Annotated in this window: 26 protein-coding genes; 12 read left to right on the top strand and 14 right to left on the bottom strand. The window is 62.5% G+C overall.

The genetic code is table 11. The features are described from left to right. Positions 1–122 precede the first annotated feature (122 nt). The gene (locus AD670_RS08165; protein WP_053130326.1) at positions 123–2,243 is read left to right on the top strand and encodes a TonB-dependent receptor; all 2,121 of its coding nucleotides are present in this window, start codon (positions 123–125) and stop codon (positions 2,241–2,243) included. A 5-nt stretch (positions 2,244–2,248) separates the two neighbouring features. Here the strand turns inward: AD670_RS08165 and AD670_RS08160 are convergent, their stop codons facing one another. The 5 genes from AD670_RS08160 to AD670_RS08140 are packed head-to-tail and all read right to left on the bottom strand — an operon-like array spanning position 2,249 to position 8,636. After that, on the bottom strand, positions 2,249–3,013 hold the full coding sequence (locus AD670_RS08160; RefSeq protein WP_053130323.1) for an energy transducer TonB: 765 nt from the start codon (positions 3,011–3,013) through the stop codon (positions 2,249–2,251). After that, entirely contained in the window at positions 3,010–3,456 is a 447-nt protein-coding gene (gene tolR, locus AD670_RS08155; protein WP_027607142.1) for a protein TolR, read from the bottom strand. The genes AD670_RS08160 and tolR overlap by 4 nt, the downstream gene beginning before the upstream one ends. A 14-nt stretch (positions 3,457–3,470) precedes the next feature. Continuing rightward, entirely contained in the window at positions 3,471–4,163 is a 693-nt protein-coding gene (gene tolQ, locus AD670_RS08150; RefSeq protein ID WP_053130320.1) for a protein TolQ, read from the bottom strand. Between the two features lie 47 nt (positions 4,164–4,210). After that, complete coding sequence (locus tag AD670_RS08145) at positions 4,211–6,076, bottom strand: phytase (protein ID WP_053130317.1); 1,866 nt, start codon at positions 6,074–6,076, stop codon at positions 4,211–4,213. 46 nt (positions 6,077–6,122) lie between these two features. After that, complete coding sequence (locus tag AD670_RS08140; RefSeq protein WP_053130314.1) at positions 6,123–8,636, bottom strand: TonB-dependent receptor; 2,514 nt, start codon at positions 8,634–8,636, stop codon at positions 6,123–6,125. A 381-nt stretch (positions 8,637–9,017) separates the two neighbouring features. On the opposite strand from AD670_RS08140, the gene AD670_RS08135 reads away from it, so the two are divergent. After that, positions 9,018–9,932 (top strand): GGDEF domain-containing protein, encoded by a 915-nt coding sequence (locus AD670_RS08135; protein WP_053130313.1) that lies wholly within the window; start codon positions 9,018–9,020, stop codon positions 9,930–9,932. Between the two features lies 1 nt (position 9,933). Then, positions 9,934–10,971 (top strand): AraC family transcriptional regulator, encoded by a 1,038-nt coding sequence (locus AD670_RS08130; RefSeq protein ID WP_053130310.1) that lies wholly within the window; start codon positions 9,934–9,936, stop codon positions 10,969–10,971. Here AD670_RS08130 and AD670_RS08125 read toward each other — a convergent pair. The 6 genes from AD670_RS08125 to AD670_RS08100 all read right to left on the bottom strand — a co-directional run bounded on the left by AD670_RS08125 (position 10,958) and on the right by AD670_RS08100 (position 16,663). Next, positions 10,958–11,839, bottom strand: coding sequence for a LysR family transcriptional regulator (locus AD670_RS08125; protein WP_053130307.1), 882 nt, complete (start codon positions 11,837–11,839; stop codon positions 10,958–10,960). The genes AD670_RS08130 and AD670_RS08125 overlap by 14 nt on opposite strands. Before the next feature lie 179 nt (positions 11,840–12,018). Next, positions 12,019–12,636 carry an isochorismate family cysteine hydrolase YcaC gene (ycaC, locus tag AD670_RS08120; protein ID WP_027607149.1) on the bottom strand — a complete coding sequence of 206 codons (618 nt, stop codon included), beginning with the start codon at positions 12,634–12,636 and terminating at the stop codon, positions 12,019–12,021. 27 nt (positions 12,637–12,663) lie between these two features. After that, the gene (locus AD670_RS08115; RefSeq protein ID WP_053130304.1) at positions 12,664–14,502 is read right to left on the bottom strand and encodes an amidohydrolase; all 1,839 of its coding nucleotides are present in this window, start codon (positions 14,500–14,502) and stop codon (positions 12,664–12,666) included. Further along, the gene (locus AD670_RS08110) at positions 14,499–15,089 is read right to left on the bottom strand and encodes an antibiotic biosynthesis monooxygenase (protein WP_053130301.1); all 591 of its coding nucleotides are present in this window, start codon (positions 15,087–15,089) and stop codon (positions 14,499–14,501) included. Before AD670_RS08110 ends, AD670_RS08115 begins: the two co-directional genes overlap by 4 nt. Before the next feature lie 106 nt (positions 15,090–15,195). Then, positions 15,196–15,783: an NUDIX domain-containing protein gene (locus AD670_RS08105; RefSeq protein ID WP_053130298.1), complete on the bottom strand. Its 588-nt coding sequence runs from the start codon at positions 15,781–15,783 to the stop codon at positions 15,196–15,198. A 34-nt stretch (positions 15,784–15,817) separates the two neighbouring features. Beyond that, the gene (locus AD670_RS08100) at positions 15,818–16,663 is read right to left on the bottom strand and encodes an SDR family NAD(P)-dependent oxidoreductase (RefSeq protein ID WP_053130294.1); all 846 of its coding nucleotides are present in this window, start codon (positions 16,661–16,663) and stop codon (positions 15,818–15,820) included. A gap of 162 nt (positions 16,664–16,825) precedes the next feature. On the opposite strand from AD670_RS08100, the gene AD670_RS08095 reads away from it, so the two are divergent. Next, a complete protein-coding gene (locus tag AD670_RS08095) occupies positions 16,826–17,752 on the top strand; it encodes an alpha/beta hydrolase (protein ID WP_053130292.1) in 927 nt (308 codons plus the stop codon). A gap of 177 nt (positions 17,753–17,929) precedes the next feature. On the opposite strand, the gene AD670_RS08090 is transcribed toward AD670_RS08095, so the two are convergent. Then, a complete protein-coding gene (locus AD670_RS08090) occupies positions 17,930–19,105 on the bottom strand; it encodes an alpha-hydroxy acid oxidase (RefSeq protein WP_053130289.1) in 1,176 nt (391 codons plus the stop codon). Positions 19,106–19,226: 121 nt separating this feature from the next. On the opposite strand from AD670_RS08090, the gene AD670_RS08085 reads away from it, so the two are divergent. Continuing rightward, on the top strand, positions 19,227–20,012 hold the full coding sequence (locus AD670_RS08085) for a DeoR/GlpR family DNA-binding transcription regulator (protein ID WP_053130286.1): 786 nt from the start codon (positions 19,227–19,229) through the stop codon (positions 20,010–20,012). Between the two features lie 395 nt (positions 20,013–20,407). Beyond that, the gene (locus tag AD670_RS08080) at positions 20,408–20,968 is read left to right on the top strand and encodes a type 1 glutamine amidotransferase domain-containing protein (protein ID WP_053130283.1); all 561 of its coding nucleotides are present in this window, start codon (positions 20,408–20,410) and stop codon (positions 20,966–20,968) included. 61 nt (positions 20,969–21,029) lie between these two features. On the opposite strand, the gene AD670_RS08075 is transcribed toward AD670_RS08080, so the two are convergent. Further along, positions 21,030–21,236: a PLDc N-terminal domain-containing protein gene (locus tag AD670_RS08075; protein WP_053130280.1), complete on the bottom strand. Its 207-nt coding sequence runs from the start codon at positions 21,234–21,236 to the stop codon at positions 21,030–21,032. A gap of 256 nt (positions 21,237–21,492) precedes the next feature. On the opposite strand from AD670_RS08075, the gene AD670_RS08070 reads away from it, so the two are divergent. Both AD670_RS08070 and AD670_RS08065 read left to right on the top strand, forming a co-directional pair. Beyond that, the gene (locus AD670_RS08070; protein ID WP_053130277.1) at positions 21,493–21,969 is read left to right on the top strand and encodes a hemerythrin domain-containing protein; all 477 of its coding nucleotides are present in this window, start codon (positions 21,493–21,495) and stop codon (positions 21,967–21,969) included. A gap of 68 nt (positions 21,970–22,037) precedes the next feature. Continuing rightward, entirely contained in the window at positions 22,038–22,316 is a 279-nt protein-coding gene (locus tag AD670_RS08065; RefSeq protein WP_053130274.1) for a hypothetical protein, read from the top strand. Here AD670_RS08065 and AD670_RS08060 read toward each other — a convergent pair. Continuing rightward, positions 22,305–22,514, bottom strand: a complete 210-nt coding sequence (locus AD670_RS08060; RefSeq protein WP_053130271.1) for a DUF3079 domain-containing protein — start codon at positions 22,512–22,514, stop codon at positions 22,305–22,307. The two genes, AD670_RS08065 and AD670_RS08060, sit on opposite strands and share 12 nt — an antisense overlap. A 179-nt stretch (positions 22,515–22,693) precedes the next feature. Here AD670_RS08060 and AD670_RS08055 point away from each other — a divergent pair, with 179 nt between their 5' ends. From AD670_RS08055 to AD670_RS08040, 4 genes are read left to right on the top strand one after another with little or no spacing between them, the layout of a single operon-like run. After that, a complete protein-coding gene (locus AD670_RS08055; RefSeq protein WP_053130268.1) occupies positions 22,694–23,224 on the top strand; it encodes an iron transporter in 531 nt (176 codons plus the stop codon). Then, positions 23,224–23,547, top strand: coding sequence for a cupredoxin domain-containing protein (locus AD670_RS08050; RefSeq protein ID WP_053130265.1), 324 nt, complete (start codon positions 23,224–23,226; stop codon positions 23,545–23,547). The genes AD670_RS08055 and AD670_RS08050 overlap by 1 nt, the downstream gene beginning before the upstream one ends. 9 nt (positions 23,548–23,556) lie before the next feature. Further along, positions 23,557–24,396: an FTR1 family protein gene (locus AD670_RS08045; RefSeq protein WP_053130261.1), complete on the top strand. Its 840-nt coding sequence runs from the start codon at positions 23,557–23,559 to the stop codon at positions 24,394–24,396. Next, positions 24,393–25,748 carry a 4Fe-4S binding protein gene (locus AD670_RS08040; RefSeq protein ID WP_053130258.1) on the top strand — a complete coding sequence of 452 codons (1,356 nt, stop codon included), beginning with the start codon at positions 24,393–24,395 and terminating at the stop codon, positions 25,746–25,748. The genes AD670_RS08045 and AD670_RS08040 overlap by 4 nt, the downstream gene beginning before the upstream one ends. Positions 25,749–25,792: the final 44 nt, after the last annotated feature.

The following is a 25,792-nucleotide window of genomic DNA, read 5'->3' as shown; positions in this document are numbered from 1 at the left end:
TAATTAACATATAACAAAACGGACTTTTACGAACGCCTTTCCTATCCATATTGTTATGTCCAGCACCGACCCCTGACCAGGTGGAGGCCTTGCCTGAACCACCACTTTCTCAGGGACCTACCATGAGCCACATCGCCGCGCCCAATCGCCTCACCCTTGCTGTCTCCCTCGCCCTGTTCGGCGCGTACGCCCACGCCGATGACGCCGCGCTGCCGGTGGTCAATGTCACGGCCGAGCACCGCAGTGAAGACTTGCAGAAAACCCCACTGGCGATTTCCGCCTTCGACGAGAAGAGCCTCGACGACAAGCAGATCCGCAGCGTGCGCGACCTGTCGGGCCAGGTGCCGAACCTGACTCTCAGCCGCCAGTCGATCTCCTACAGCGCCCAGACCTATGGCATTCGCGGCATCGGTGAAACCGATCCGATCCAGGAAGCCGCCGTGGCGGTGTATGCCGATGACTTGTACATCCCAAGGGCGATTTCTTCGATGCTCGATTTCAATGACGTCGAGCGCGTCGAAGTGCTGCGCGGCCCCCAGGGCACCCTGTACGGGCGCAACAGCAGCGCGGGGGCGATCCGCGTGATCACCCGTGACCCCAACCAGGAAACCCGTGGTTTCGTCGAGCTCGGTGCGGGTAATTACAACGCGCAGAACGGCCGTTTCCTGATCAGCGGCCCGCTGGTGGACAACGCCTTGTTCGGCAGCTTTTCGGCGATCCGCCTGAGCCGCGACGGCACGGTGTCCAACCCGACCCGGGGCAAGGATGTGAACAACGTCGATATCCAGTCCTACCGTGGCAAGCTGCGCTACAAGCCGGAGGATTCACCCTGGGATGTGCAGTTGACCCTGGCCGGCACCTTTGACCGTGGCGACACCACCAGCTACTCGCCGTTCGACGCCAATGGCCGTTTCGACAAGTTCAAGAGCTACAGCAGCCTCGACCCGAAAAACCGCCTTGACCAGGGCAGTTCGGTATTGCGCGCGATCTATGCGATCAACGATCACTTGAATGTCAAATCGGTCACTGCCTGGTCGTCCTTCAACCAGCCGGTGGACTACGACAACTCGGGGCAGGCCGCGCTGATCCAGAACAACCTGATCCTCTACAAGCAGAACTACGCCACCCAGGAATTCCAGCTCAACGGTGACTATGACGACTTCAGCTTCAGCACCGGCCTGTACCTGTACCGCGAACGCTTCGATGCAGACCGCGACAACCTCACCTACTCCATCGCACGCAACCGGGTGATCGGCCAGGGCCAGTACAGCACCACCAACACCGAAAGCTACGCGCTGTATGGCCAGGGCACCTACAAGATCACCCCGCAGCTGTCGCTGATCGCCGGCCTGCGCTTTACCCGCGAACACAAGAACTTCGAGTTCACCAATTACGCGATCAATACCGACCGGCAGATTACCGGCACCAACTTCGCGGCCGAGTCGAGCAAATCCTGGCAGTCCACCAGCCCGAAAATCGGCTTCGAATATGCCTGGACGCCGCACCTCAACCAGTACGCCTACGTCGCCAAGGGTTTCAAGGCCGGCGGTTACGACAACCGTGCGCCCACCCGCGCCGCCGCCGAGCAGGCGTTCTCGCCGGAAGACGTGACCACCTGGGAAACCGGCTTCAAGGGCGACTTCTTCGACCAGCGCCTGCGGGCCAACGTCGCGCTGTTCTACAACGACTACAAAGACCTGCAGACCAACGCCTACGACCCGGCGCTGGGGGTGAGCCTGCGCACCAACGTCGGCCAGGCCCACACCTACGGCGTCGAGCTGGAAACCCTCACCGCCCTGAGCCGCGACCTGCAACTGAGCGCCAACCTCGGCTACCTGGAGAGCCAGTACGACGACTTCCAGAACGCCAGCGGTGCCGGGGTCGACGCCAATGGCAAGCAACTGGTGTTCTCGCCGCGCTGGAACGCCAGTGTCGGCCTGAACTACACCATTCCCGCAGGCCTGCCGGGCACCTGGCTGGCTGGCACGGATGCGCAGTTCCAGACCAAGTCCTACGCCAACGCGCTGAACGACGACATCCAGGAAGTGCCGCAGCAAACCTTCTGGAACGCCAACACTCGCTACATCAGCGGCGACGGCCACTGGACCACCACCCTGGCGGTGAAAAACCTGCTGGACCGCGCTTACCCGCAATCGGTGGGCTATGTGCCGTCCAGCGGCGCCCGTTATTACTCGGTCAACGATCCGCGCACGCTGTTGCTGTCGGTGCGCTATGACCTCTGAGTGCGTTACTTGATGCGGTAGTGGAAGGTGTTGCGCACTGCCGGCACGGCCACGGCCTTGCCATCAACGATCCTCGGCTGGTAGCGAAAGGTGTTCGCCGCCGCCAGTGAAGGCCGGATAAACAATGGGTGGCAGCCGTCCAGCACCTTGGGGTTTTCCACGCGGCCTTGGGTGTTGACGCTGTATTCCAAGGTGCAGTCGCCCTCGATGTTCTTGTCCAGGGCGCGCTCGGGATAGTCCGGTGCCTCCTTGCTCAGGGGTTGGTATTGGCGGCTGTCGAAGGCGGGTGCCGGGGCTGGCGCGGGTGTGGCAGCCCGGGCTTTTTCAGCGGCCAGGCGTTGCTGATCGAGGCGTTGCTGTTCCAGCTCGCGGTTGCGTTGTTCGCTGGCCAGGCGTTCCTGCTGCTCGATCTTCTTGTCTTCGACGCGTTTACGCGCCAGGGCGGCTTTCTCGAGTTTTTGCGCCTGGACCTGTGGATCGACCACGGGCTTTACCGGCACCGGTATCACCACCGGTTCCGGCGGTGCGGGAGCAGCCACCACCGGTTCAGGCTCGGGTGCTGGCGCCGGCGGCAGCATGACCAACTGCGTGTGCATCACCCGAGGGGCATCCACCACGGGCTTCTCCGTCGACCAGCCCAGCATCAACGCGGCCAGCACGCCGACGTGCAGCGCCACCGCCAGGCTGGCGGCGAGGCTGTTTCTCCAAAACCCGAAAGCATCCCGGGGCGCCATCGTCAGGGTGGGACTGTGCATGATCATCGCCGTCATTGCGGGGCCTCGGTCACCAGCCCCAGGTTGCTGACTCCACCCTTCTGCAACACCGCCATGGCCGCGACCACACGGCCGTAACCGGCGTTGTCGTCGGCGCGGATATAGACCTGGGTGTCGCTGCGCGCCGCCACCACCTGCATGACCTTGGCGCCCATTTCATCCAGGCTCACGGCGCTGTCGGTCTGGTGCTGGGTATCGAGTTCGCCGCCGAGGTTCCAGTAGTAGCCACCGTCGGCCTTAACCGACAGCGTGAGGATCTGCTGGCGGGTGTCGGTGGCCAACGCCTCGGCGGCGACCTTGGGCAGGTCGATCTTCACGCCCTGGGTCAGCATCGGCGCGGTGACCATGAAGATCACCAGCAGCACCAGCATCACGTCGATATACGGCACCACGTTCATCTCGGCCTTGGGCCCGTGCTTGCGTTGCGGCCTGACTAACATGGGAGTTGCTCCTTTCAGGCGGCGACGGCCAGGTTGATCGACGTACCGCGCAGGGTGCGGTGCAGGCGCACTTGCAGCTCGTTGCCGAAGGCGTAGTAGCGGGTGAGCAGGGTCTGGCCGCGCGCCGCGAAGCGGTTATAGGCGATCACCGCCGGGATGGCTGCAAACAGGCCAATGGCCGTGGCGATCAAGGCTTCGGCGATGCCCGGCGCTACGGTGGACAACGTCGCCTGTTGCACCTGGGACAAGCCGATAAAGGAATTCATGATGCCCCACACCGTGCCGAACAGGCCGATGTACGGGCTGACCGAACCCACAGTCGCGAGAAATTGCAGGCCCTTTTCCAACTCGATTTCCTGCTCGGTGATCGCCACTTGCAAGGCCCGCTCTACGCCTTCGAGCACCGCCGGGTCATGGCTGTGCAGGTGCTGGTATTCCTGGACCCCGGCGATAAAGATCGGCGCAATGCCGCCCTCGCCCGCCTGCTGGATCTCACGGGACAGCGCCTGTAAATCCGGCGCGGCGCGAAAGCGCTGCACAAAAGCGTTCAACTGACGCTCCAGGCGGCGCAGCACACTGCCGCGCTGGATAATCAGGTACCAACTGAGCAAGGACGCCAACAGCAAGGTGACCATGACAGCCTTGACCAACAGGCTGGCGTCGCTGATCAAACCCCAGATCGTCATATGTTCCATCGTCGCGTGCATAGTGAATCTCCCATTCGATTAAAAAGTGATGACCGGTTGATGACGGTTCACGGCAATTTCAATGCACGGGTGACCTCGGCCCAGGGCACGAACTTGAAATTCTGGGTTTGCTCGGGCATGCGCTTGCGCCCGTCCTGCACCACCAGCATGCCTTGGCTCCATGGCCCACCGAGGTTGATGGCGGTGACTTCCAGGCCATCGGTTTCCGACGCGCCATCGATACCGGCGGCGGCGTTCAAGCCGACGCGGAAGCCGCCGTGCACGGCAAACGGCGGTTCGGCATCCACCACCAGGTAGCTGTCATTGCCTTGGCTGGAGATCACCAGGTAGTCATGTTTATCGCTCTGGTACAGCGCCAGGCCCTCGACATCCGCGTGCAATTGCGGGCCGACCTTGATCACACTGGTCAGCGTCGCCGGTTGATCGGCGCGCGCATCCACCGCCCACACGCCGACGTCTTCCTCACCGATAAACAGGCGCTGGCGCTGGTCGTCGGCCACACAGCCTTCGGGCTGGCTGTCGACCTTGAACTGGCGCACCAGCTCGCCATGCACACGGCCGTCCGGCGCACTGAGGCGGTATTGCAGGAAGGTGCCGTCCTTGCCATTGGCAATCGCGTAGATCTCGCCGCTGGCGGGCTGGAACAGGCAGATGCCATAGATTTCCTTGAGCGGCGTGGGCACTTCACCGGCCTCACGCAGCTCGCCGCTCTGACGGTCGATGCTGAACAGGCTCAGGCTGTTGTGATCGCGATTGCTCGCCACAGCCAGGTCGACAGTTTGCGCGCCGAGCTTGAAGTTGGGACGTACATCGACGTTATTCAGGCGGCCCACCGCCAGTTCCTGCAACAGCTTGCCGTCGAGGTCGTAGGCGAGCAGGCCCTGTTTCTTGTTGGTGCCGAGCACACGGCTGTTGGCCGGGGTTTCGGGGTGAATCCAGATCGCCGGGTCATCCGCCGCGTCGCCCTGGCGGCCGACCGGGTCGCTCTGGCGCAAGGCCGCGACTTCCGGCAGCACCGCAGCCGCCGCGACGGGCGTGGCCTGCCAGTCGAGCCTGGCCTGGTAGAGCGTGCCACTGTCATCATCGCGCACCAGCAACTGGCGGCCATTGATCGCCAATTGCTCCGGTTCTTTCAGACCCGGCAGGCCCAGGCTCGATTGCTCCACCCAACGTTCGCCGGTGTGCTGGAACAGATGCAACCGGGCGGTCTTCGGGTCCAGCGCAACCACGCCACCGGGTACCAGCGCCATGGCCCCGGCTTCGCGCTTGGGAGTGTCGAACAGCGCCACCGGCGTGCGTTTCACCTCGGCTTCCGGGTGCGCCGGGTAGGCCCACCAGCCGACATTCTCTTCATTCACCAGCAACTGCTGGGTGGCGTCGTCCACCTGGCAGAACTGCGCCGACGGCGGCAGCGGCAAACCACGTACACGCTGGGGGTCGGTGAGCAGCGTCGAGCCGTTGCCCACCAGCCATTGCTCGCCCTTGCCCTCTTCGCCCACCAGGAACACAAACAGGTTGGCCGCGGCGTCGCGGTACAGGCACAGGCCATTTACCGGGTAGTCGCGGGTCGGCAGGTACAGCGGTTTGCCCCAGTTTTTGCTGGCGCTGTCCAGGCTGATCAGCAGCGCCTGTTGGCGCTCGTTGTCGAGGCTGGCGACCAGCACCTGGGCACCTGCGGCGCGGGTGTCGAGGCTGCTGAAGTTACCCTTGAAACGCGCCAGCACGGCGCCCTTGCTGTCAAGCAGTTGCAGGCCGTCGCGGGTGCTGGCAGCCACGCGCTCGGTGGCGTTGGGCAGGAAGGTCACGGCTTCGGCCTTCAGGCTGGGTGCCCACGGGGTCAGCGCCAGGTCGGCGGCGAACGTATGGCCGCTGGTGACCAGGGCAATCAGCAGGTACAGCTTGGAAATTCTCATGAACAAACAAATCCTTCAAAAACAATGGAGATCAAATGTGTTGAATTCAAAAATGGGTGAAGGTCAGGCCCACTTTGTAGGTGGGTCCGTACTCTTCGTATTGGCCGTTGTAGCTGCGGTGGCCGGTGTAGACGAAGTACGACTCATCGGTGAGGTTCTGGGCCTCGAAGCTGACTTGCAGGTTCTTGGTCAGCGAGTAGCGCGCGCTGAAGTCGACGAAGGTCTGCGCGTCGACGTGCAGGTCGTGGGCCTTGTCGTTGATCGAGGCCAGTTCATACAGATAGGCCGACTTGTAGTTGGCCGACAGGCGCAGGCTGAGCTTGTCGTCCTCCCAGCCGAGCATCAGGTTGCCGACGGTGTCCGACTGGTTGGGCAGGCTGATGTTGCGTTTGCGATTCGTGCCGCTGGCGGCGTCGAAGCCTTCGATATCGGCGCTGGAGCGGCTGAAGGTGCTGTTGGCGCCGATCAGCAAACCGTTCCACGGTGCGGGTAGCCAGTCGAACTTCTGTGAGTAGGCCAGTTCCAGGCCGTAGAGCTTGGCGCTGTCGCCGTTGGCGTAGTTGTGGGCCTCGGCGAAGTTGGTCCAGGCGCCGGTGCCGGCGAGGTCGGTGTTGTAGACGAAGTTCTTGATGTCCTTGTAGAACACGAACGCCGACACGGTGCCGGCACGGCCCATAAAGTGCTCGATGCCCAGGTCAAGGTTGCTCGACTCCAGGGGCTTGAGGTCCGGGTTGCCGAAGGTGGCTTCGTCATCGTCGATCACGAAACCCGGCGCCAACTGGCCGAACGTCGGGCGCACCACCGACTTGGTCCAGGCCGCACGCACCTGGGTGTTCTTGTCGATCTTGTAGCGCGCATGCAGGCCCGGCAGCCAATGGTGATAGCGGCGTTGGGTCTCGGTGGGCGTGAACACGCCATCGGTGGCACCGGTGCCCTTGGCTTCGAACTCGGTGCCTTCGTAGCGCAGGCCGGCGATAAAGCGCCAGTCATCGATATCGAGGGTGTTCATCAGGTAGCCGGCGTTGATGTCTTCACGGATGGTGAAGTCGTTGACCCGCGATTCGGTCTCGTCATAGAAGTCCGCCGGGTTGAGGCTGCCGATCAGTTGCTTGATGGCGCTGGGGCTGATGCCGGGGCCGTAGTTGCCAAGGCGATAGTCGACGCTGCCCTTTTGGAACCGGGTGAGGTTGAGTTGGTCGGCGGTGAAGCCGAGGGTGTCGAAGTCTTCGTAGACCCAGGCTTCCAGGTCGTTGTCCTTGTTGCGGCGGCTGACCTTGCCACCGAACTTGACCTGGGACGCATAGCCGCTCAGGTCATAGTCGCGGGCCAGGTCCAGGCGCAGGTTTTTCTCGGTGTCTCTGGTGTTCTGTTTTTCCCAGTCGACCTTGTCGAGGCTGAAATTGCGGGCGTCGTAGAAGCCGCTGCCGATGATCGGGCGGGGTTTGTCCTTGTCGTAGAAACCGCTGTTGGCAAAGTCGCCGCCGTCGAAGGTGGCGCCGGCGATGTGTGCCGGGCTGTCTTCGCTGGATTGGCTGTAGCCGGCCTGGCCGCTTAAGGTCCACAGGCCGAGCATGCGTTCGCCGCCGAACACATAGGATTGGATTTCCTGGGTTTCCTCACGGTTTTTCAGCTTGCGCTTGCCCTCGGCATCGCCCAGTTGACCCGGGGCCTGGGGGTCGGCAAATTCAATGCTGGTGGAGTTGCGGGTTTCGGTGTCGGTGTAGCGGCTGTAGAGGGTGCGCAGGTAGTAGCTGCTGAGGTCATCAGGCTTGTAGTCGAAGTTCAGGCCACCGCCGGCGCGTTCGCGGCTGATGTCGTAGTCGCGTTGTTCGAACTCGTTGAGCCGCGCGCCGTCGGTGAAATCCCAGGCGCCACCGGTTTCGACGTTGTCCGAGCCGAAGTCGCGCTTTTGCCAGCTCAGCGCTGCGGCCACGCCGAAGTTGTCGATGCCGTCGCCGAGGCTGAACCGGTTACTGGCGGCGCCGGAGAATTTCGGGCTGGTCTGGCGGGTGTTCTTGTCGTAGCTGGCTTCGCTGCTGCCGGTATAGAACAGGCCTTTATGGTCGAAGGCCGAGAGGCTTTGCACATCGACGGTGCCACCGAGGGAGTTGGCGTCCATGTCCGGAGTGAGGGTCTTGATCACCGACAGCGACTGCACCAGCTCCGAGGGCAGCACATCGAGGGCCACGGCGCGGCGCGCGCTTTCCGGGGCGGGCACCAGGGTGCCGTTGATGGTCACGCTGTTGAGGTCCGGGCCCAGGCCGCGCACGCTGACAAAACGCCCTTCGCCCTGGTCGCGCTCGACACTGATGCCCGGCAGGCGCTGCACCGCTTCGGCGACGTTTTCATCCGGCAACTGGGCCACGCCATCGGCATGCACCACGCTCTTGATGCTGTCGGAACTACGTTGCTCCTTGAGCGCCTGGTCGATGGCGGCAGCCTGGCCGACCACTTCGACGTGCTCGGTGGCGCTCGCGTCGGCGGCGCTCAACCGTTCACTGGCCATCGCCAGGGCCAAGGCGGTAAGCGTAAAGCTGACGAGCCCGGTGCGCTTGTACATGCAATCCTCCCCAAGAATCCGTTGGCGCCAGGCAAGGGGCCCGGCAACTGGGAGGGCAAGCTAGGGGTGGGGGATGACGGTTCTGTGACAGACGGTCTGTGGCAGGCCCATAAACCGGGGGGTTTAGCCGGTTTCCGGCTTGAAATGAGCTGAAATGACCTCAGCAGATCGAATGTGGGAGGGGGCTTGCTCCCGATAGGGGTGGGTCAGTCACCTGTTTCTCTACTGATCCAGCGCTATCGGGAGCGAGCCCCCTCCCACATTTTTTGATCTCCAGTGTGTTTGAGCTGAGCTGATTCGACCCTCCTCCACCGTCATCCAACGGTCACATCCATCTGCTGTGCTGGCGCCCATCGCTCATTTGCCCAAGGACCCGCGGCCATGTTTTCCGTGCTCAAGCCCCACCGCTGGAAACTCACGTTGCTGCTGCTCGCCGCCAACCTCGGGCTGATCCTGCACCTGGCCTGTGGCGAATTGAAAAGCGTCAGCGAGTGGGTGTGGCTGGACATTTTCGGCGAAGGCGGTTCCGCCCTGCTCGCCCTGGTGTGGCTGGGCCTGGTGCTCAAAAGCCGCCCCGCCGGGCGCGTCACCAATTACCTGGCGCTGGGCCTGTCGTGCATCTTTTTCTCCTGGTGGATCGACAGCCTCGACGAATTTATCCGCCTGCCCGACAGCATCACCTGGGACCATTGGCTCGAGTCCGGGCCGATGCCGGTGGGCATGATCCTGCTGACCATCGGCATCTACCACTGGCACCGTGAACAACTGGCGATCAGCGCGCAGATGGAAAAACGCGAGCGCTTGTTCCGTGAGCATCGGTTGTTCGACAAACTCACACCGCTGGCCGGCGCCGACTACCTCAAGCGTCAGTTGGCCGACAGCCTGCAAGACAGCCGTGCGCAGCAACAACCGCTGTCGCTGCTGGCCCTGGACCTGGACAACTTCGCCGCCATCAACCAGGCCTACGGGCATGCCGAGGGCGACGCGGTGTTGCAGGCCCTCAGTCATTTGCTGCTGCTCAACCTGCGCCGCCAGGACCTGCTGTGCCGCCTGGCCGGCGACCGTTTTGTGGTGCTGCTGCCCAATACCGGCGAGCGCCAGGCCAAGGAGCTGGCGCTGGAGTTGCAGCAAGCGGTGCGCGGTCTGGCCCACAAGACCCGGCAACAGGGCGAACGCCTGCAACTGGCGGCGACCACCGCCGTGGTCATGGCCCTTGAAGAACCGCCCCAGGACTTGCTCAAGCGCCTGAACCTGGCATTGGCCAGGGCCAAGCAACCGCTTGCGAAAAGTGCCTGAGATGGCCGTGAAAACCAGCTGGTACGAAGCCGACAGCCGCTTCATCCCAGGGCATTACCAACCCGCCACGCTGATCGACCTGGCCTTGTCCCGCGACATCGACAGCCATCGCCTGCTGCGCGGCACCGGGCTGTTTCACGAGGACATCCTGGCCGGCACCGCGCAGTTGAGCCCGCAGCAGTTTTTCGGCTTGATCGGCAACAGCCGCAAGTTACTGGACGCCGACGACAGCAGCTTCCTGTTTGGCCAGCGCCTGCTACCCGGCTATTACGGCGCCGCCAGCCACGCCCTTGGGCATGCGCAGAACCTGCACCAGGCGCTGGAAATCCTGATCCAGCAACAGGTGCTGCTCAGCCCGTTGGCCACCCTGCAACTGGAGCTGGATGAGCACCACGCCTACCTGTACTGGCTGGACAGTTGCGGCGCCGGCGAACACTGGCGCTTCCTGCTGGAAGCCAGCATGACCTCGCTGGTTGCCATGAGCCAATGGCTCAGCGGCGAGCGCTTGCCATGGACGTGCAGTTTCAGCCATGCCGAACCGCGCTATATCGAGCAGTACTGGGTACATCTGGGCGAAGGCACGCGCTTCGAGCGCCCGCTGGACATGATGTGCCTGCCACGCGAATACCTCACCCGCGCCTGGCCTGGCGCCTCGGCCACGGCCGGCCAGGTTGCGCGGCGGCAAGCCCGCGAGCAGATCGAACAATTAGGCTTTGCCAGCAGTTTTCTCGACTGCCTCTACGAGTACCTGCGCGACCAGGTGCGCCAGCCGCCCAGCCTGGAACAGGCGGCCCAGGCCTTCGCCATGAGCCCGGCGACCCTCAAGCGCAAGTTGCACAAGCACGACACCGGTTTTCAACAGCAGGTGGACCGCGTGCGCAAACAGGTGGCGTTGCACCTGTACCAGGTCAAGGGCTACAGCAATGACGAAGTGGCGGCGTACCTGAACTTCAACGATGCGGCGAACTTCCGGCGTTCGTTCAAGCGCTGGACCGGCAGCACCCCGAACCTGATCCGCCAGCTGTTCAACAGCCGCTAGCCAGGCGTTCGCGCAAAAACTCCACCAGCGCCTGCACCGGCCGTGAGCTTTGCCGATGCTGGGGGTACACCGCCGACAGGGTCAGGGCTTCGGGGGCGAAGTCATCGAGGACGGTGACCAGGCGCCCGTCCTTCAAGGCGTCGCCGACGATAAAGGTCGGCAAGTAGGTCACGCCCAGCCCCGCGATGGCGGTGTCACGCAACAGGTCACCGTTGTTCACACGCATGCGGCCGCTGACCGGCAGCGCCTGCACCTTGCCCTTGAAGCGCCATTGCACCTGGCGGCCATGGCCGTAGGGCAGGCAGTCGTGCTCGGCAAGGTCCTCGGGTTTTTGCGGGGTGCCGCGCAGCGCCAGGTAGTCGGGACTGGCGCAATACACACGCGGGATGCTGGCGATACGGCGGGCGATCAGGGTGGAGTCTTCCAGGGTGCCGATCCGCAGCACCAGGTCGTAGCCTTCGCCAATCAGGTCCACGGGACGGTCGCTGAGGTCGACCTCCACCGAGACCAGCGGATGGCGCTGCAAAAACAGCGGCAGCAGGCAACCCAGATGGGCCATGGCAAACGACAACGGCGCGCTGAGGCGCAGGGTGCCGCGCGGTTCGCTGTTCTGGCCGGCGATGCCCTGCTCCACTTGCTCGACTTCACCGAGCAGGCGCAAAGCGGATTCGTAGTAACTCTGGCCCAGGGGCGTGATATCCAGGCGGCGCGTGGAGCGGTTGAGCAGGCGCACGCCGAGGCGGTCTTCCAGCTGGATCAGGCGGCGGCTGACAAACTGCTTGGACAAGCCCAGCTGTTCGGCGGCGGCGGTGAAGCTGCCGGATTCCATGACCTGGCAGAACAGGCGCATGTCTTCGAAAGGGTTCATTGTCGCTTCTCGGTGGACGATGGGCTGATTTATAACTGGATGGTCGCAACACCACAAATCAAATGTGGGAGGGGGCTTGCCCCCGATTGCGGTGTGTCAGTCTCAATAGCTTTGACTGATACACCGCTATCGGGAGCAAGCCCCCTCCCACATTGATTACCTACAGGCTTGAAAACCGCTTACTTGGCAGTGAACGCCGAGTAGCTGTTCATCAGGTTGCGGTAGTTGGGAATACGCGGCGACAGCAGGTTGGCCAGGCCTTCCATGTCGTTGCGCCAGTCCACTTGCAGCTCACAAGCCACGGCGAACCAGTTCACCAGTTGCGCACCGGCGGCGGTCATACGGGCCCAGGCGGCTTGTTGCACGGTTTCGTTGAAGGTGCCGGAGGCGTCGGTGACCACGAACACCTCGAAGCCTTCGTCGAGGGCGCACAGGGTCGGGAACGCTACGCACACGTCCGTCACCACGCCGGCAATGATGATCTGCTTACGACCGGTAGCCTTGACCGCCTTGACGAAATCTTCGTTGTCCCAGGCGTTGATCTGGCCAGGGCGGGCGATGTACGGCGCGTCCGGGAACAGTGCCTTGAGCTCTGGCACCAGTGGGCCGTTAGGACCGCCTTCAAAACTGGTGGTCAGGATGGTCGGCAGGTTGAAGAACTTCGCCACATCGGCCAGGGCCAGCACGTTGTTCTTGAATTCGTTAGGGGAGAAATCCTGCACCAGGGAGATCAGGCCGGTCTGGTGATCCACCAACAGCACCACCGCGTCATCTTTGTTCAAGCGCTTGTAAGTCATGGGGTAACTCCTTTGTGGGTTTAGGTATCAGAACGCAAAGCACGAGCAGCCAAACGCTCCCCAGAAGCCCTGGAAGTCGCTGACCGGCACTTTGGAAAGGCGCGCCTTTTCGTGGCTGTGGGAATGCACGCCGCACGGGCCGCTGCATTGGTGTACTTGAGCTTGCAACGGCGAACTGGGGCGCCAGTGCCCCGGCACCTTGACCACCGGCGACCAGTCCGGCAGCACCGGCACGCGAGGCGGTGCGTAGTCTTCAAAGTCGCCGGCGCCGTAGACCACCTTGCCGCCCACGACAGTGAGCACCGATTCGATCCACTTGATGGCTTCTTCATCGACGCTGAAAAAGTCCGCCGACAGCGCCGCCACGTCCGCCAATTGGCCGACCTTGATCTGGCCTTTCTTGCCCTGCTCGGACGAGAACCAGGCGCTGCCATGGGTGAACAGCTCCAGCGCGGTCAGGCGCGGCAGGCCTTCGGCGTGCAGCTCCAGGCCACCGACGGTGCGGCCGCTGACCATCCAGTACAGCGAGGTCCACGGGTTGTAGCTCGACACCCGCGTGGCATCGGTGCCCGCCCCTACCGGCACCCCTTCGGCGAGCATGCGCTTGATCGGTGGTGTGGCTTCGGCGGCCTTGGCGCCGTAGCGCTCGACGAAGTATTCGCCCTGGAACGCCATGCGGTCCTGGATCGCAATACCACCCCCGAGGGCGCGCACTCGCTCGATATTCTTCGGTGTGATGGTTTCGGCATGGTCGAAGAACCACGGCAAGCCATTGAACGGAATGTCGCGGTTGACCTTCTCGAACACGTCGAGCATGCGCGAGATCGATTCGTCATAGGTGGCATGCAGGCGGAACGGCCAGCGCTGCTCCACCAGGTGGCGCACCACCGGTTCCAACTCCTGCTCCATGGTCAGCGGCAGGTCGGGACGGGGTTCGAGGAAGTCTTCGAAGTCGGCGGCCGAGAACACCAGCATCTCGCCAGCGCCGTTGTGACGCAGGTAGTCATCGCCCTGGTGCAGGGTGACGCTGCCGGTCCAGTTCTTGAAGTCGCTGAGTTCTTCCTTGGGCTTCTGGGTGAACAGGTTGTAGGCGATGCGCACCGTCAACTGTTCATCCTTGGCCAGTTGTTCGATCACCGCGTAGTCATCGGGGTAGTTCTGGAAACCACCGCCGGCATCGATGGCGCTGGTCAGGCCGAGGCGATTGAGTTCGCGCATGAACTGGCGCGTCGAGTTGACCTGATATTCCAGCGGCAGTTTCGGGCCTTTGGCCAAGGTCGAGTAGAGGATCATCGCGTTGGGTCGCGCCACCAGCATGCCGGTGGGGTTGCCGTTGCTGTCGCGCACGATCTCGCCACCCGGCGGGTTCGGCGTGTCCTTGGTGTAGCCGGCCACGCGCAGGGCGGCGCGGTTGAGCAAGGCACGGTCATACAGGTGCAGCACAAACACCGGGGTGTCCGGCGCGGCCTGGTTGAGCTCTTCCAGGGTCGGCATGCGTTTTTCGGCGAACTGGAATTCGTTCCAGCCACCGACCACCCGCACCCATTGCGGCGTCGGGGTACGGTCGGCCTGCTCCTTGAGCATGCGCAGGGCATCGGCCAGGGACGGCACGCCTTCCCAGCGCAGTTCGAGGTTGTAGTTCAGCCCGCCACGGATCAGGTGCAGGTGCGAGTCGTTGAGGCCGGGGATCACCGTGCGGCCCTTGAGGTCGATGACCTGGGTGCCGCTGCCACGCAGGGCCATGGCCTCGCCATCGGTGCCAACGGCAACGAAGCGCCCCTCGCGGATGGCGACGGCGGTTGCCCGTGGGTTTTCACGGTCCACGGTGTGGAACTGGCCATTGAACAGAATCAGATCGGCGTTCATAGGGTTTCCTTTACAGAGGCTTCAAGCCAGGGAGCGAACAGGCGGGTGGCCGCCGGCATCAACAGGTAGACCACCAGCAGGACGATGGTCACGGTGACCAGGAAGGTGGCGACCACGTAGTTGGACAGGAACGGGTGCAGACGCAGGATCGGGCCCCACACGATCGGCACCAGCAGGGTCAGCGGCAGGATCACGCACAAGGTCACCACCGCCTGCTTCCAGCGCGGCGGCTTGACGGCGTTTTCGCTGTCGGGGCTGAACCAGAATTCATTGACCGCACCGATCTCGGTCTTGTCGCCGTCGGCCAGCATGGGCGCGGCTTCGGTGATGAGGGTTTTGCGCTCGGGGGATTCGAGCCAGGTTTCCAGATCATCGGTGGAGCGGTAGCGCAGGACACAGGTGAACAGCGCCAGGTTGTTCTGTTTGCTGCGCACCACGTCGACACCGAGGTGGCCGGGACGCTCGCCGGCAATGCGCACGATGCGACGCAACCAGGCTTCGTAGTTGGCTTCCTGACCGGGTTTGATCAGGTGTTTGACCACCAGGGTGACGACTTCGTCGCGCCCGGTCTGCGGTGCTGGGTCCATGGTGTGCCCCTCTGCCTTGAAATTTCAGCGATGAGGGGAGTGTGCCGGGGATGGGGGTGGGAAAATTGCATGTACGTGCTGTTTAAGGGGGATCGCTGCCAGGGGGTCACCAACCTTGTTTGAGCATGCGCAACTCCAGGTGCTGCAACAACATGATGGTCTTGCCGTCTGCGATCTCGCCGCTCTGCACCATGGCCAACGCCTGCTCGAAGCCCAGCTCCAGCACCTCGATGTCCTCGCCCTCCTCTTCCAGGCCACCGCCACTGCCGATCCGATCTCCTGGCCGGTACTCGCCGAGGAAAAAGTGAATCCGCTCGGTGACCGACCCTGGGCTCATGAACGCCGCATAGATCTTCTCCACATGCCCGACGCGATAACCCGTCTCTTCCTCCGCCTCCAGGCGAATGCGCTCTTCGGGGCTGGCGTTGTCCAGTAACCCCGCCGCCGCTTCAATCAGATAGCCGTGGTAGTCATTGACGAAGGTGGGCATGCGGAACTGGCGAATCAGCAACACCGTGCGCTGCTCGCGGTTGTACAGCAGGATGGTCGCGCCGTTGCCGCGGTCATACACCTCGCGGGTCTGGGCTTGCCAACTGCCGTCGCGGCGACGCAGGTCGAAGCTGTATTTTTTCAGCAGGTACCAGTTGTCCGAGAGGGTTTCTTCGGCGGTGATGCGAACGGGGCTGTTGTCCATGGTCAGGCTCTTTGTTCCAAGGAGTAATCGGGGTTCACGCTTGTTTGATGCGAGGCCACGCGGCGGCGACTTCTTCAGCACTGCCGGCGTGGATCCGCGCCAGGTTGCGCGGGTAATCCACACCAGGATTCTCAGTGAAACGCGTTGCGGTGAATTGACCGTTGCTGGCCCGCAGGATGTAGCCGGTGTCCTCGCACAGCGTGGAGGCGAGAAACAATACTCCCGGTGTCACCCAATCCGGCTTGAGCTCGTCGGGTTCCTCGGTCACGCCCCACATCCGCGTCTTGGCCACCGGCGAGATCGCATTGACCCGGATGCCAGCTTCGGCACCCTCATGGCTCAGCGCGTTCATGATCCCCAGTTGCGCCATCTTGCCAGCGCTGTAGGCCACCAGGCCGGTCTGCTCGTATTGTGCGTACATGGCGCGGTCGGAGGTGGTGAGGATAATGCGTGGCGCGGTTGAGCGCAGCAGGTGCGGCCACGCGTGTTTGCACAACCAAAGTGGCGCGTAGAGGTTGATGTCCATGGCCCGCTGCAGGAACGCGGCATCCAGGTCCTGGATGTTCTGGTAACCCACCCAACCGGCGTTGTGAATCAGGATATCGAGTTGACCGAATGCCTCGATGGCGTACGCAACCAGTTGCTGGCAACCCTCGTTGGTGGACAAGTCGCCGCCATGTCCGACCACTGCGAGCCCTTCGGCCTGCAAGGCCTCCGCCGCCGCCTGTACTACCGAGGCATCGTTGCCGGCACCGGCCTTGTCGGCGCCGATATCGCTGATCACCACCCGGGCACCGCCCAGGGCCAGCGCTCGTGCATAACTGAGTCCCAACCCGCGCGCACCGCCAGTCACGATGGCGGTTTTACCTGTGAAATCCATGTGCTTGTTCTCCTGTTCGGCCGCCTACCCTAACAACCTGTGCACGGGTTGTTCAACGCTGTAACACTTTGCAAGCAATCACCCTGGACAGCCGTCGAATTTATACCTGCCTGTGTAGGCCATCTGGTAAAACCACCGTTTCACCTTTGCCCTGGAATCTTCATGCCCTCTCGTTTTCTCTCGCGCCTGAGCCTGCGCTGGTTTCCCCTGCTGTGCATGGCGCTGTTGATCATTGGCCTGCCGGTGGGTTGCAGCGTGCTGCAGCACAAGGAGCGCGAGCTGGTATTTCGTATCGAGCCGGGCACTGCCGGTTGGTACAGCGGCTTGCCCAAGGCGGTGCAGGAATTCGAACTCAAGCCCGCCAGTTTCAAGTCGGGGCAGAACATTCATGGCTGGTGGTACCCGGCAGCCAACAAGGACGCGCCGGCGATCCTCTACCTGCACGGCGTACGCTGGAACCTCACCGGCCAGCTGTTTCGCATCGAGCAATTGCATGCACTCGGGTTCTCGGTGCTGGCCATCGACTATCGCGGTTTCGGCCAGAGCCACGGTGAACTGCCGTCGGAGACCACCGTGTACGAAGATGCGCGCGTCGCCTGGGAACGCTTCCAGGTACTGCAACCGGACCCTGGCAAACGCCTGATCTATGGACACTCACTCGGCGGCGCGGTGGCCATCGACCTGGCCGCCGAACTAGGCAAGCAAACGCCGCTGCCGGTACGCGGCCTGGTGATCGAGTCGACATTTACATCCCTGGCGGACGTCGCCACGGCGGTGGCCAACACCTCATTACCGGTACGCTGGCTGCTGTCGCAGAAGTTCGACTCCATCGACAAGATCGCCGACATCCATATGCCGCTGCTGGTGGTGCATGGCCTGGACGACCGCTACGTACCGCCGCGTTTCAGCGAGCAACTGTTTGAAGCCGCCCAGGAACCCAAGCGACTGTTGCTGGTGCCCGGTGCCAGCCACAACAACAGCATGAGCCTGGCCGGTCGCAGCTATCGCCAGGCACTGGATAACCTGATGCAAGCGAAGATGCCGGCCCAGGTTGTGACCCACGCCGCAGGTCGCAACAACGAGTCATAAATGTGCTTTTCGGCACTGGGTTCGCGCTTGGCTGTCAAGCGCAAACCCTGCCCATACTGGCCCTCGCCGGCAGTTGATCAAATATTAACCTTTGGTTAAATCGCCAACCCTGCCGGGCGTTCGCAAAGTTATCCACAGAGATACCCACGGTTTTCGTGGACAACTCTTTTTATTTTTTTACGATTTTTTTGCTGCATAAACGCTTTCGGGGAAGGTACCCGGCAGCAAAATCTGGCGATTCACATCGCGTATATCGTTATAGCCACACAGTGCCATCGTGACGTCCAGCTCACGGGCGATGATGTCGAGTGCCTTGGTCACACCGGCCTCGCCCATCGCGCCCAAACCGTACAAATGCGGGCGGCCGATCATGGTGCCCTTGGCGCCGAGTGCCATGGCCTTGAGCACGTCCTGGCCGGAACGAATCCCGCCATCCAGCCATACCTCGATACGCTCGCCCACCGCTTCGACAATCGCCGGCAATTGGCTGATGCTCGACGGTGCGCCGTCCAACTGGCGGCCACCGTGGTTGCTCACCACCAGTGCATCGGCACCGGAATTGGCGGCCAGGCGCGCGTCTTCTACATCGAGAATGCCCTTGATGATCAGCTTGCCGCCCCAGCACTTCTTGATCCATTCCACATCGTCCCAACTCAGGCGCGGGTCGAATTGCTGGGCGGTCCACGACGACAGCGAACTCATGTCCGCCACACCCTTCACATGCCCGACGATATTGCCGAAACCGCGCCGTTGGGTGCCGAGCATGCCCATCACCCAGCGCGGCTTGGTGGCCATGTTGAGGATATTCGCCAGGGTCAGCTTGGGCGGTGCCGACAGGCCGTTGATCAGATCCTTGTGGCGCTGCCCGAGGATCTGCAGGTCCAGGGTCAGCACCAGCGCATCCACGCCGGCAGCCTTGGCGCGCTCGATCAATTGCTCGACAAACCCACGATCGCGCATCACATACAGCTGGAACCAGAACGGCTTGCCGACGTGTTCGGCAATGTCTTCGAGGGAACAGATACTCATGGTCGACAAGGTATAGCGCAGGCCGAACGCGGCCGCGGCACGGGCGGTGAGGATCTCGCCATCGGCATGCTGCATGCCGGCCAGGCCCGTCGGTGCGAGGGCCAACGGCATGGCCATGTCCTGGCCGATCATGGTGGTACGGATCGAACGTTCATCGATATTGCGCGCCACACGCTGGCGGAATTTGATCCGGGCAAAATCGCTTTCATTGGCCCGGTAGGTGCTCTCAGTCCAGGACCCGGAATCGGCGTAGTCGTAGAACATCCGTGGGACACGTTTTTGCGCGAGCTTGCGTAAATCTTCGATGGTTGTAATCAACGACATCTAGGTCACCTCTCCCTGAACTGAGCACAGAGAGTAACCGCCCCACGGGTGGGCAACCAGCCATTGCGTTTATATCGACTGCGGACTAATCTCGCACAAACCCGCAAAAAAGCGCATAACCATGCACAACACTCATCACGCCATCGACCTGCCTTCGCTGCGCAAACAGAAGATCCTGTTGCTGCTGGAACGCGACGGCAAAGTCACTGCCTCGGAACTGGTGGACCACTTCGCGGTGTCCCAGGACACAATCCGCCGCGACCTCGGTGAACTCGCCGCCGCCGGCCTGTTGCAGCGCGTACACGGTGGCGCCCTGCCCCGGCCCAAGGACACCGGCAAGGACTTCTTCACCCGTGTCGGCGAGACCAATGAAGCCAAGCGTCAACTTGCCCAACTCGCCGCCGATCAGGTGCAAGACGGCCAGATCGTGCTGTTCGATTCCGGCTCCACCACGTTGCAGATCGCCCAGTCATTGCCACGTTCGATCCGCCTGACCGTTGTCACGCCGTCACCGATGATCGCCATCGCCCTGGCCGACCATCCCGACGTAAAAGTGATTCTCGCCGGCGGCCAACTCAACCCGGCCACCTTGTCTACCAGCGGCCAGGAAAGCGTGCGCCTGATCCAGAGTATCAAGGCCGACCTGCTGTTTACCGGGGTCTGCGCACTGCACCCGCAAGTGGGCATCAGCTCGCTGCATTTTGACGAGGTCGCGGTCAAACAGGCCCTGCTCGACAGCGCCTCCCATGTGGTAGCGGTGACCCTGGCGGACAAGCTGGGAGCGGTGGAGCCGTTTGTGGTGGCGCCGTGCAACCGTATTCACACGTTGATCACGGAGTGGCATGTGCCGAGTGTGGAGGCGTATGAGCAGTTAGGGTTGGAGGTGTTGCGGGTGGATACCGAGTAGCAGCAACGGTGCGGCTGGCAGGCTTGTTGTGGCGAGCGGGCTTGTTGTGGCGAGCGGGCTTGCCCCGCGTTGGGGCGCGTAGCGCCCCTCAATAAGCCCGCCGCCACTATCCTGCCTAAACGCGGTGGCTGGTTTTAGGGCCGCTTCGCAGCCCAACGCGGGGCAAGCCCGCTCGCCACAAAAGCCCGCTTGCCGCACTTTGGCACTCAGTGACCCAGCTTGCGCTCGGTCTCGGCAGCCTGCTCGCAGAGGCCGGTGAATTTGGATAGTTCAAGGAAATTGCCCGCGCCAACCGCCGGCGAAATAAGCGCAAATTAATTTAAACCTTTGCCGCCCGGACTCGATCCACTCTCCCATATCGCTTCTTTAATCCACCCCTCAGGAGACACTCGATCATGAGTTCACACCTTAACGGCAAGAAGATTTTGATCATCACCTCCAACACCGGCATCGAGCGCGACGAACTGCTCAAGCCCCTGGACGCCTTGCGCGGTTACGGCGCCGCGGTGACCCACGCTTCGAGCAAAGGCGGCACTACCCAGACCTTTGTCGGCGACACCGAGAAGGACAAAACCGTGGAATCCGACGTGCAACTGTCGGACGTCGTGAGCAGCGACTTTGACGCCTTGGTCATCCCCGGCGGTACCGTCAATGCCGATACCCTGCGCCAGGATGCGGCCGCGCTGCGCCTGATCAAGGACTTCACCGACGCGGGTAAAACCATCGCGGCGATCTGTCACGGCCCATGGACCTTGATCGACGCCGGCGTGATCAAGGGCAAGACCCTGACCTCCTATAAGAGCGTGCGCATCGACCTGGAAAACGCCGGCGCCGCTGGATGGGTGGATGCCGAGGTCAAGCAGTGCCAGGCCAATGGCTGGACGTTGATCACCTCGCGCACACCGGATGATTTGCCAGCGTTCAATGAGGCGATTGCCAAGGCTGTCGCCGGTTGAACGGCCACGGTTGAATGTAAACAGGCGCCTCTCGGCGCCTGTTTTCCTTTCCCCAAACCACTCAGCTTTTACGCTGCTGCGGCATCTCACGTTTGGGCCCGAACATCGCCCAGGCAATCAAGCCAAACAACGGCACAAAAATCAGGATCACCAACCACAACCCCTTGCTCTCCCAACCACCGGTGCTGCGCAGGACGATATTGATCGCCCACAACTCCAGCAACAGCAAAATCACCGCCAAGCCGATCCAGATATATTGAATTTCCATGCTTCACCTCCTAGGTCGTATGGGTTAGGTCAAGCATCGGGCACGAGGGTTCATTTAAATTTTCTTGCGTTGTGGAATGCAACGCGCCGCACGGCCAACCATGCAACCTGCACGACGGGCACTGCCTCCCGCCTTTTGTAGCCCATTGAAATAAAACACGAATTTAAAAAAACTCAAGTTGGTACAACTGATGCACCACAGCAGTAGACGAGGCGTGCATATCGACACGCCCTGAAATTCCCGTGAGGTGTCACCCATGAATGCCATTGACCTGCTCAAAGCCGACCACGAACGCGTGAAGGCCCTGCTCACCCAACTGAGTGAATCCACCGAACGCGGGGTTAAAAAGCGCACCGAGTTGCTGGCCAAGCTGGAAGCGGAAATCAGCCTGCACACCAAGCTGGAAGAAGAAATCCTCTACCCGGCGTTCAGAAAAGCCGGCGGCAAGGAACAGGACATCATGTACCACGAGGCCAAGGAAGAGCATCGCACCGTCGACTCCCTGGTACTGCCCGACCTGAAGCAAACCGAACCTTCGACCACCGAGTTTTCCGGCCGCGTCAAAGTAGTCAAGGAATTGCTCGAGCACCATATCGAAGAAGAGGAAACCGAGATGTTCCCGCAGGCTAAAAAGCTGCTGGGCAAGGCGCTGCTTGAAGAGTTGGGCGCTGAAATGGAAGCCATGAAAGCGGCGCATAAAAAGTTGCAGTCGAGCAAGCCCATGGCGGCTTGATCGAGGCATGACCAGAGCCTGGAATCCATCCAGGCTCTTGATACATCCACACGATAGGGGATAGCGTCATGAAGACCAGATCGTCCCAACGGATTGTGCTTATCGTCGGCCTGTCAGCCCTGCTCTCGGGCCCCGCCCTCGCCGCCTTTGGCGATAACCCGGAACCTGCCTCCAACGCATTGAGTGGCGACAGCGCCGCCGGTTCCGCCCTGCCACCGGGGACCTACCCCAGCAGCCCCTCGGACAGCGACAAAAAAACCAAGGACACCGCCAAACCGCCGAGCAAACCCGCCAGGCCGGCTGACACCCATGAAGACGGCAAGGAAAAACCCCGCTCAGGCAGCTGACGGCTCATCCGCAACCGGCGGCTCGGGCGCAAGCCCCCAGTCGCCATGTTCGTACCAGTCATCCCCGATCATTTCGGCCGGGTGCATGGTGCGGTCGGCGCCATTGCCGCAGGCCAGGTCGGTGGCAGCGCAGTAGCGATCACAGCCCCAGCAGATGCGCTCGGGGTGCTTGGGGTGCAGCGGAAAAGGCTTGGCCATGATGGGGCTCCCTGGCGACGAACACTCCCTGCAACCTACCCCCATAAAGCCGGTGCAACCTTGACCGGCATCAAGCCTGGACAAGATGAAATATCCTCGAAACTTGACAGGAATCATTATTATTTACGGCTGACCTTCCTAGACTCGGGTTCTCTCCCCTCACCCGTCAGGAAGCCTCCATGCGTAGCCCTTCTTTGTTGTCCCTTGCCCTGCTGCTGAGTACCTCCGTGGCAGTTGCCAAGGAGTACCCGATCGGTGAACCGCAACACTGCCCCGGCCTGGAAATCGGCGCGGTGTACCTGCAACCGATCGAGATGGCACCCGCCGGCATGATGCGCGCCACCGCCGATTCCGATGTGCATCTGGAGGCCGACGTACGCGCCACGGCGGACAATGCCCAAGGGTTTCAGGAAGGCAGTTTCGTGCCCTACCTCAACCTGTCTTTCACCCTGAAGAAACAAGGCAGCGACACCCCCATCAGCGGCGACTTCCACGCCATGGTCGCCAACGACGGGCCGCACTATGGCGATAACGTCAAGCTGCAAGGCCCAGGCAAATACACCCTCACCTTCAGCGTATTGCCGCCCACCGGCCACCACTCCCTGGGCCGTCATACCGACAAGGAAACCGGGGTCGCCCCCTGGTTCGAACGCTGCGAGGTGCACTACGAATTCGTCTACGCCGGCATCGGCAAAAAAGGCGGTTATTGATGCGCCGCGCCCTGTTGCTGGGCGGCCTGCTGCTAAGCGGCCCGGCAGTGGCGGCACCGTTGCCCACCTATGAGTTGAGCCTGCAGGACGGCCATTTCAACCCACCACAACTGGTGGTCAAGGCCGATGAGCGTTTCAAGATCGTGCTCAAGAACATCGGCCAAGGCCCGGCCGAATTCGAAAGCACACCGTTGCGGGTCGAGAAGGTGTTGTCTGCGGGGGTGACCACCTTTGTGGTGATCCACCCGCTCAAGCCGGGGTTGTACCCGTTCTTCGACGAGTTCAACCCTCAGTTGCCCGAAGGCAGCATCCTCGCCGAATAGGAGCCGTTGATGAATCAATCGATGTTTATTGTCTGGCGTGAAAGCGTCGAGGCCCTGCTGGTGATCGGCATTCTGCAGGCCTGGATCAGCCGCCAGGCCGGCCATGCACAACTGGCCCGCTTCCTCTGGGCCGGGGTGCTGCTGGGGTTGTTGTGCTCGGCCGGGCTGGCCGGTTTGATGCTCTGGGCCGGTGACACCATGACCGGTCCACAGGGCGAGTGGCTGCAAGCGGCGCTGACCCTGTTGGCCAGCGGCTTGATGGTGCAGATGGTGTTCTGGATGCACCGCAACGCGGCCACGCTCAAACACACCCTGGTACGCGAAGCCGACGAGCGCCTGGCGCGCCAGGGCGGCTGGGGCGTGCTGTTACTGGCGCTGCTGGCGGTGAGCCGCGAAGGCAGTGAAACCGTGGTGTTCTTGTATGGCGCCGGGGCGCGCCTGCACGATGAGGCGCAAGGCCTGTTCGCCCTTGGCGGCCTGCTCGGCCTGGCACTGGCGGGGCTCACCGTCCTGGTGTTGCGCGGCAGTCGGCGCTTTATCTCCTGGTCACGGTTTTTCACCCTCAGCGAGGCGCTGCTGTTACTGCTCGGCGGGGCCTTGCTGGTCGCGGCCGTGGACCGTATCAGTGGGCAACTGCTGGGCCTGGACATGCCCGAGTGGGCCTACGCCGCAGTCGGTGACAGCCGCTGGGACAGCAGCGCACTGCTCAGTGACAGCCACGGCCTGGGCGCGCTGCTGGCCGACTTTGCCGGCTACCGAGCGGCGCCTAGCCTTATCACCGTGTTGGTACTGCTCGGCTACTGGCTCTGGGTGGGCAACGGCCTGCGTCGCGCCCGGCACGCGGCATGAGCTGGTTGCAGCAACTGGGCGATGGCATGCGCCGCCATGGGCGGTTGATCCGTGCCGCGCAATGGGCGGTGGTGCTGGTCTACGCCGTGTTGCTGGTGCTGCCCGCCGTGCTGCCGTTGCCCGATAGCCAGGCGCGCGTGGTGAACAACCTGACGCTGCTCGCGCAATTTATCTTCTGGGGGATCTGGTGGCCGTTCGTGTTGCTGTCGATGGTGCTGTTCGGGCGCCTGTGGTGCGGCGTGCTGTGCCCGGAGGGTTCGCTGAGCGAATGGGCCAGCCAGCACGGGCGCGGCCTGGGCATACCGCGCTGGCTGCGTTGGGGCGGCTGGCCGACCCTGGGCTTTTGCCTCACCACGCTCTACGGCCAGTTGATCAGCGTGTACGACTACGCCCAGGCAGCATTGCTGATCCTGGGCGGCTCGACGTTGGCGGCGGTGGTGGTCGGCCTGTTGTTCGTGCGCGGCAAGCGCGTGTGGTGCCGTTACCTGTGCCCGGTCAGCGGCGTGTTCGCCCTGCTCGCCCGCCTGGCGCCGCTGCATTTCGCCGTGGATGAACAACGCTGGAAAGCCAACAATGCCCCGCGCCTGCCGCTGCCCAACTGCGCGCCCCTCCTGGACATCCGCCGCCTGCAAGGCGCCAGCGACTGCCATGCCTGTGGCCGTTGCAGCGGGCAACGCGGCGCAGTGCAACTGATCGCCCGCTCGTGCAATCAAGAGATTCTCCAGGCGCCGCGACAACCCGGCTCGCCGTGGGATGCGCGCCTGCTGCTGTTTGGCGTGATCGGATTGGCCATGGGCGCGTTCCAATGGAGCGTCAGCCCGTGGTTTATCGCCCTCAAACAGACACTCGCCGAATGGTTGGTGAGCCGCGACTGGCTATGGCTGCTGCAAGACAACGCGCCGTGGTGGCTGCTCACGCACTACCCGCAACTCAACGACAGCTTCAGCTGGCTCGATGGCCTGTGCATCGTGCTGTACCTGGGTGGCAGCGCACTGCTGATCGGCGGTGGCTGCTGGCTGCTGCTGCGCCTGGCCGCACGCGCGGCGGGTGATCGCGCACTGTTTCGGCCTCTGGCGCTGACACTCACGCCCCTGGGTGGTGCAGGGCTGTTCCTGGGGCTGTCGGCGACGACAGTGAAGTTGTTGCGCTATGAAGGGTTGGCATTGGCATGGGTCCAACCGGCGCGCGCACTGATGCTGAGCGCCGCGATTGGCTGGTGCTTGTGGTTGGGTTGGCGGCAGCTCAAGGGGCTTGGAACCCGACCGCGCTGCCTGGGGTGGTTGTGCGTACTGCTGAGTAATGGGCTGGTGGGGTGTGGCTGGTGGTTGCAGTTCTGGGGGTGGGCTGGCTGATGCACACTGATGCAAATGTGGGAGGGGCTTGCCCCCGATGGCCA

Source organism: Pseudomonas sp. MIACH (assembly GCF_001269925.1).
Lineage (GTDB): Bacteria > Pseudomonadota > Gammaproteobacteria > Pseudomonadales > Pseudomonadaceae > Aquipseudomonas.
Note: the sequence above shows the minus strand (reverse complement) of the source record. Positions and strands in the feature narration are given on the sequence as shown.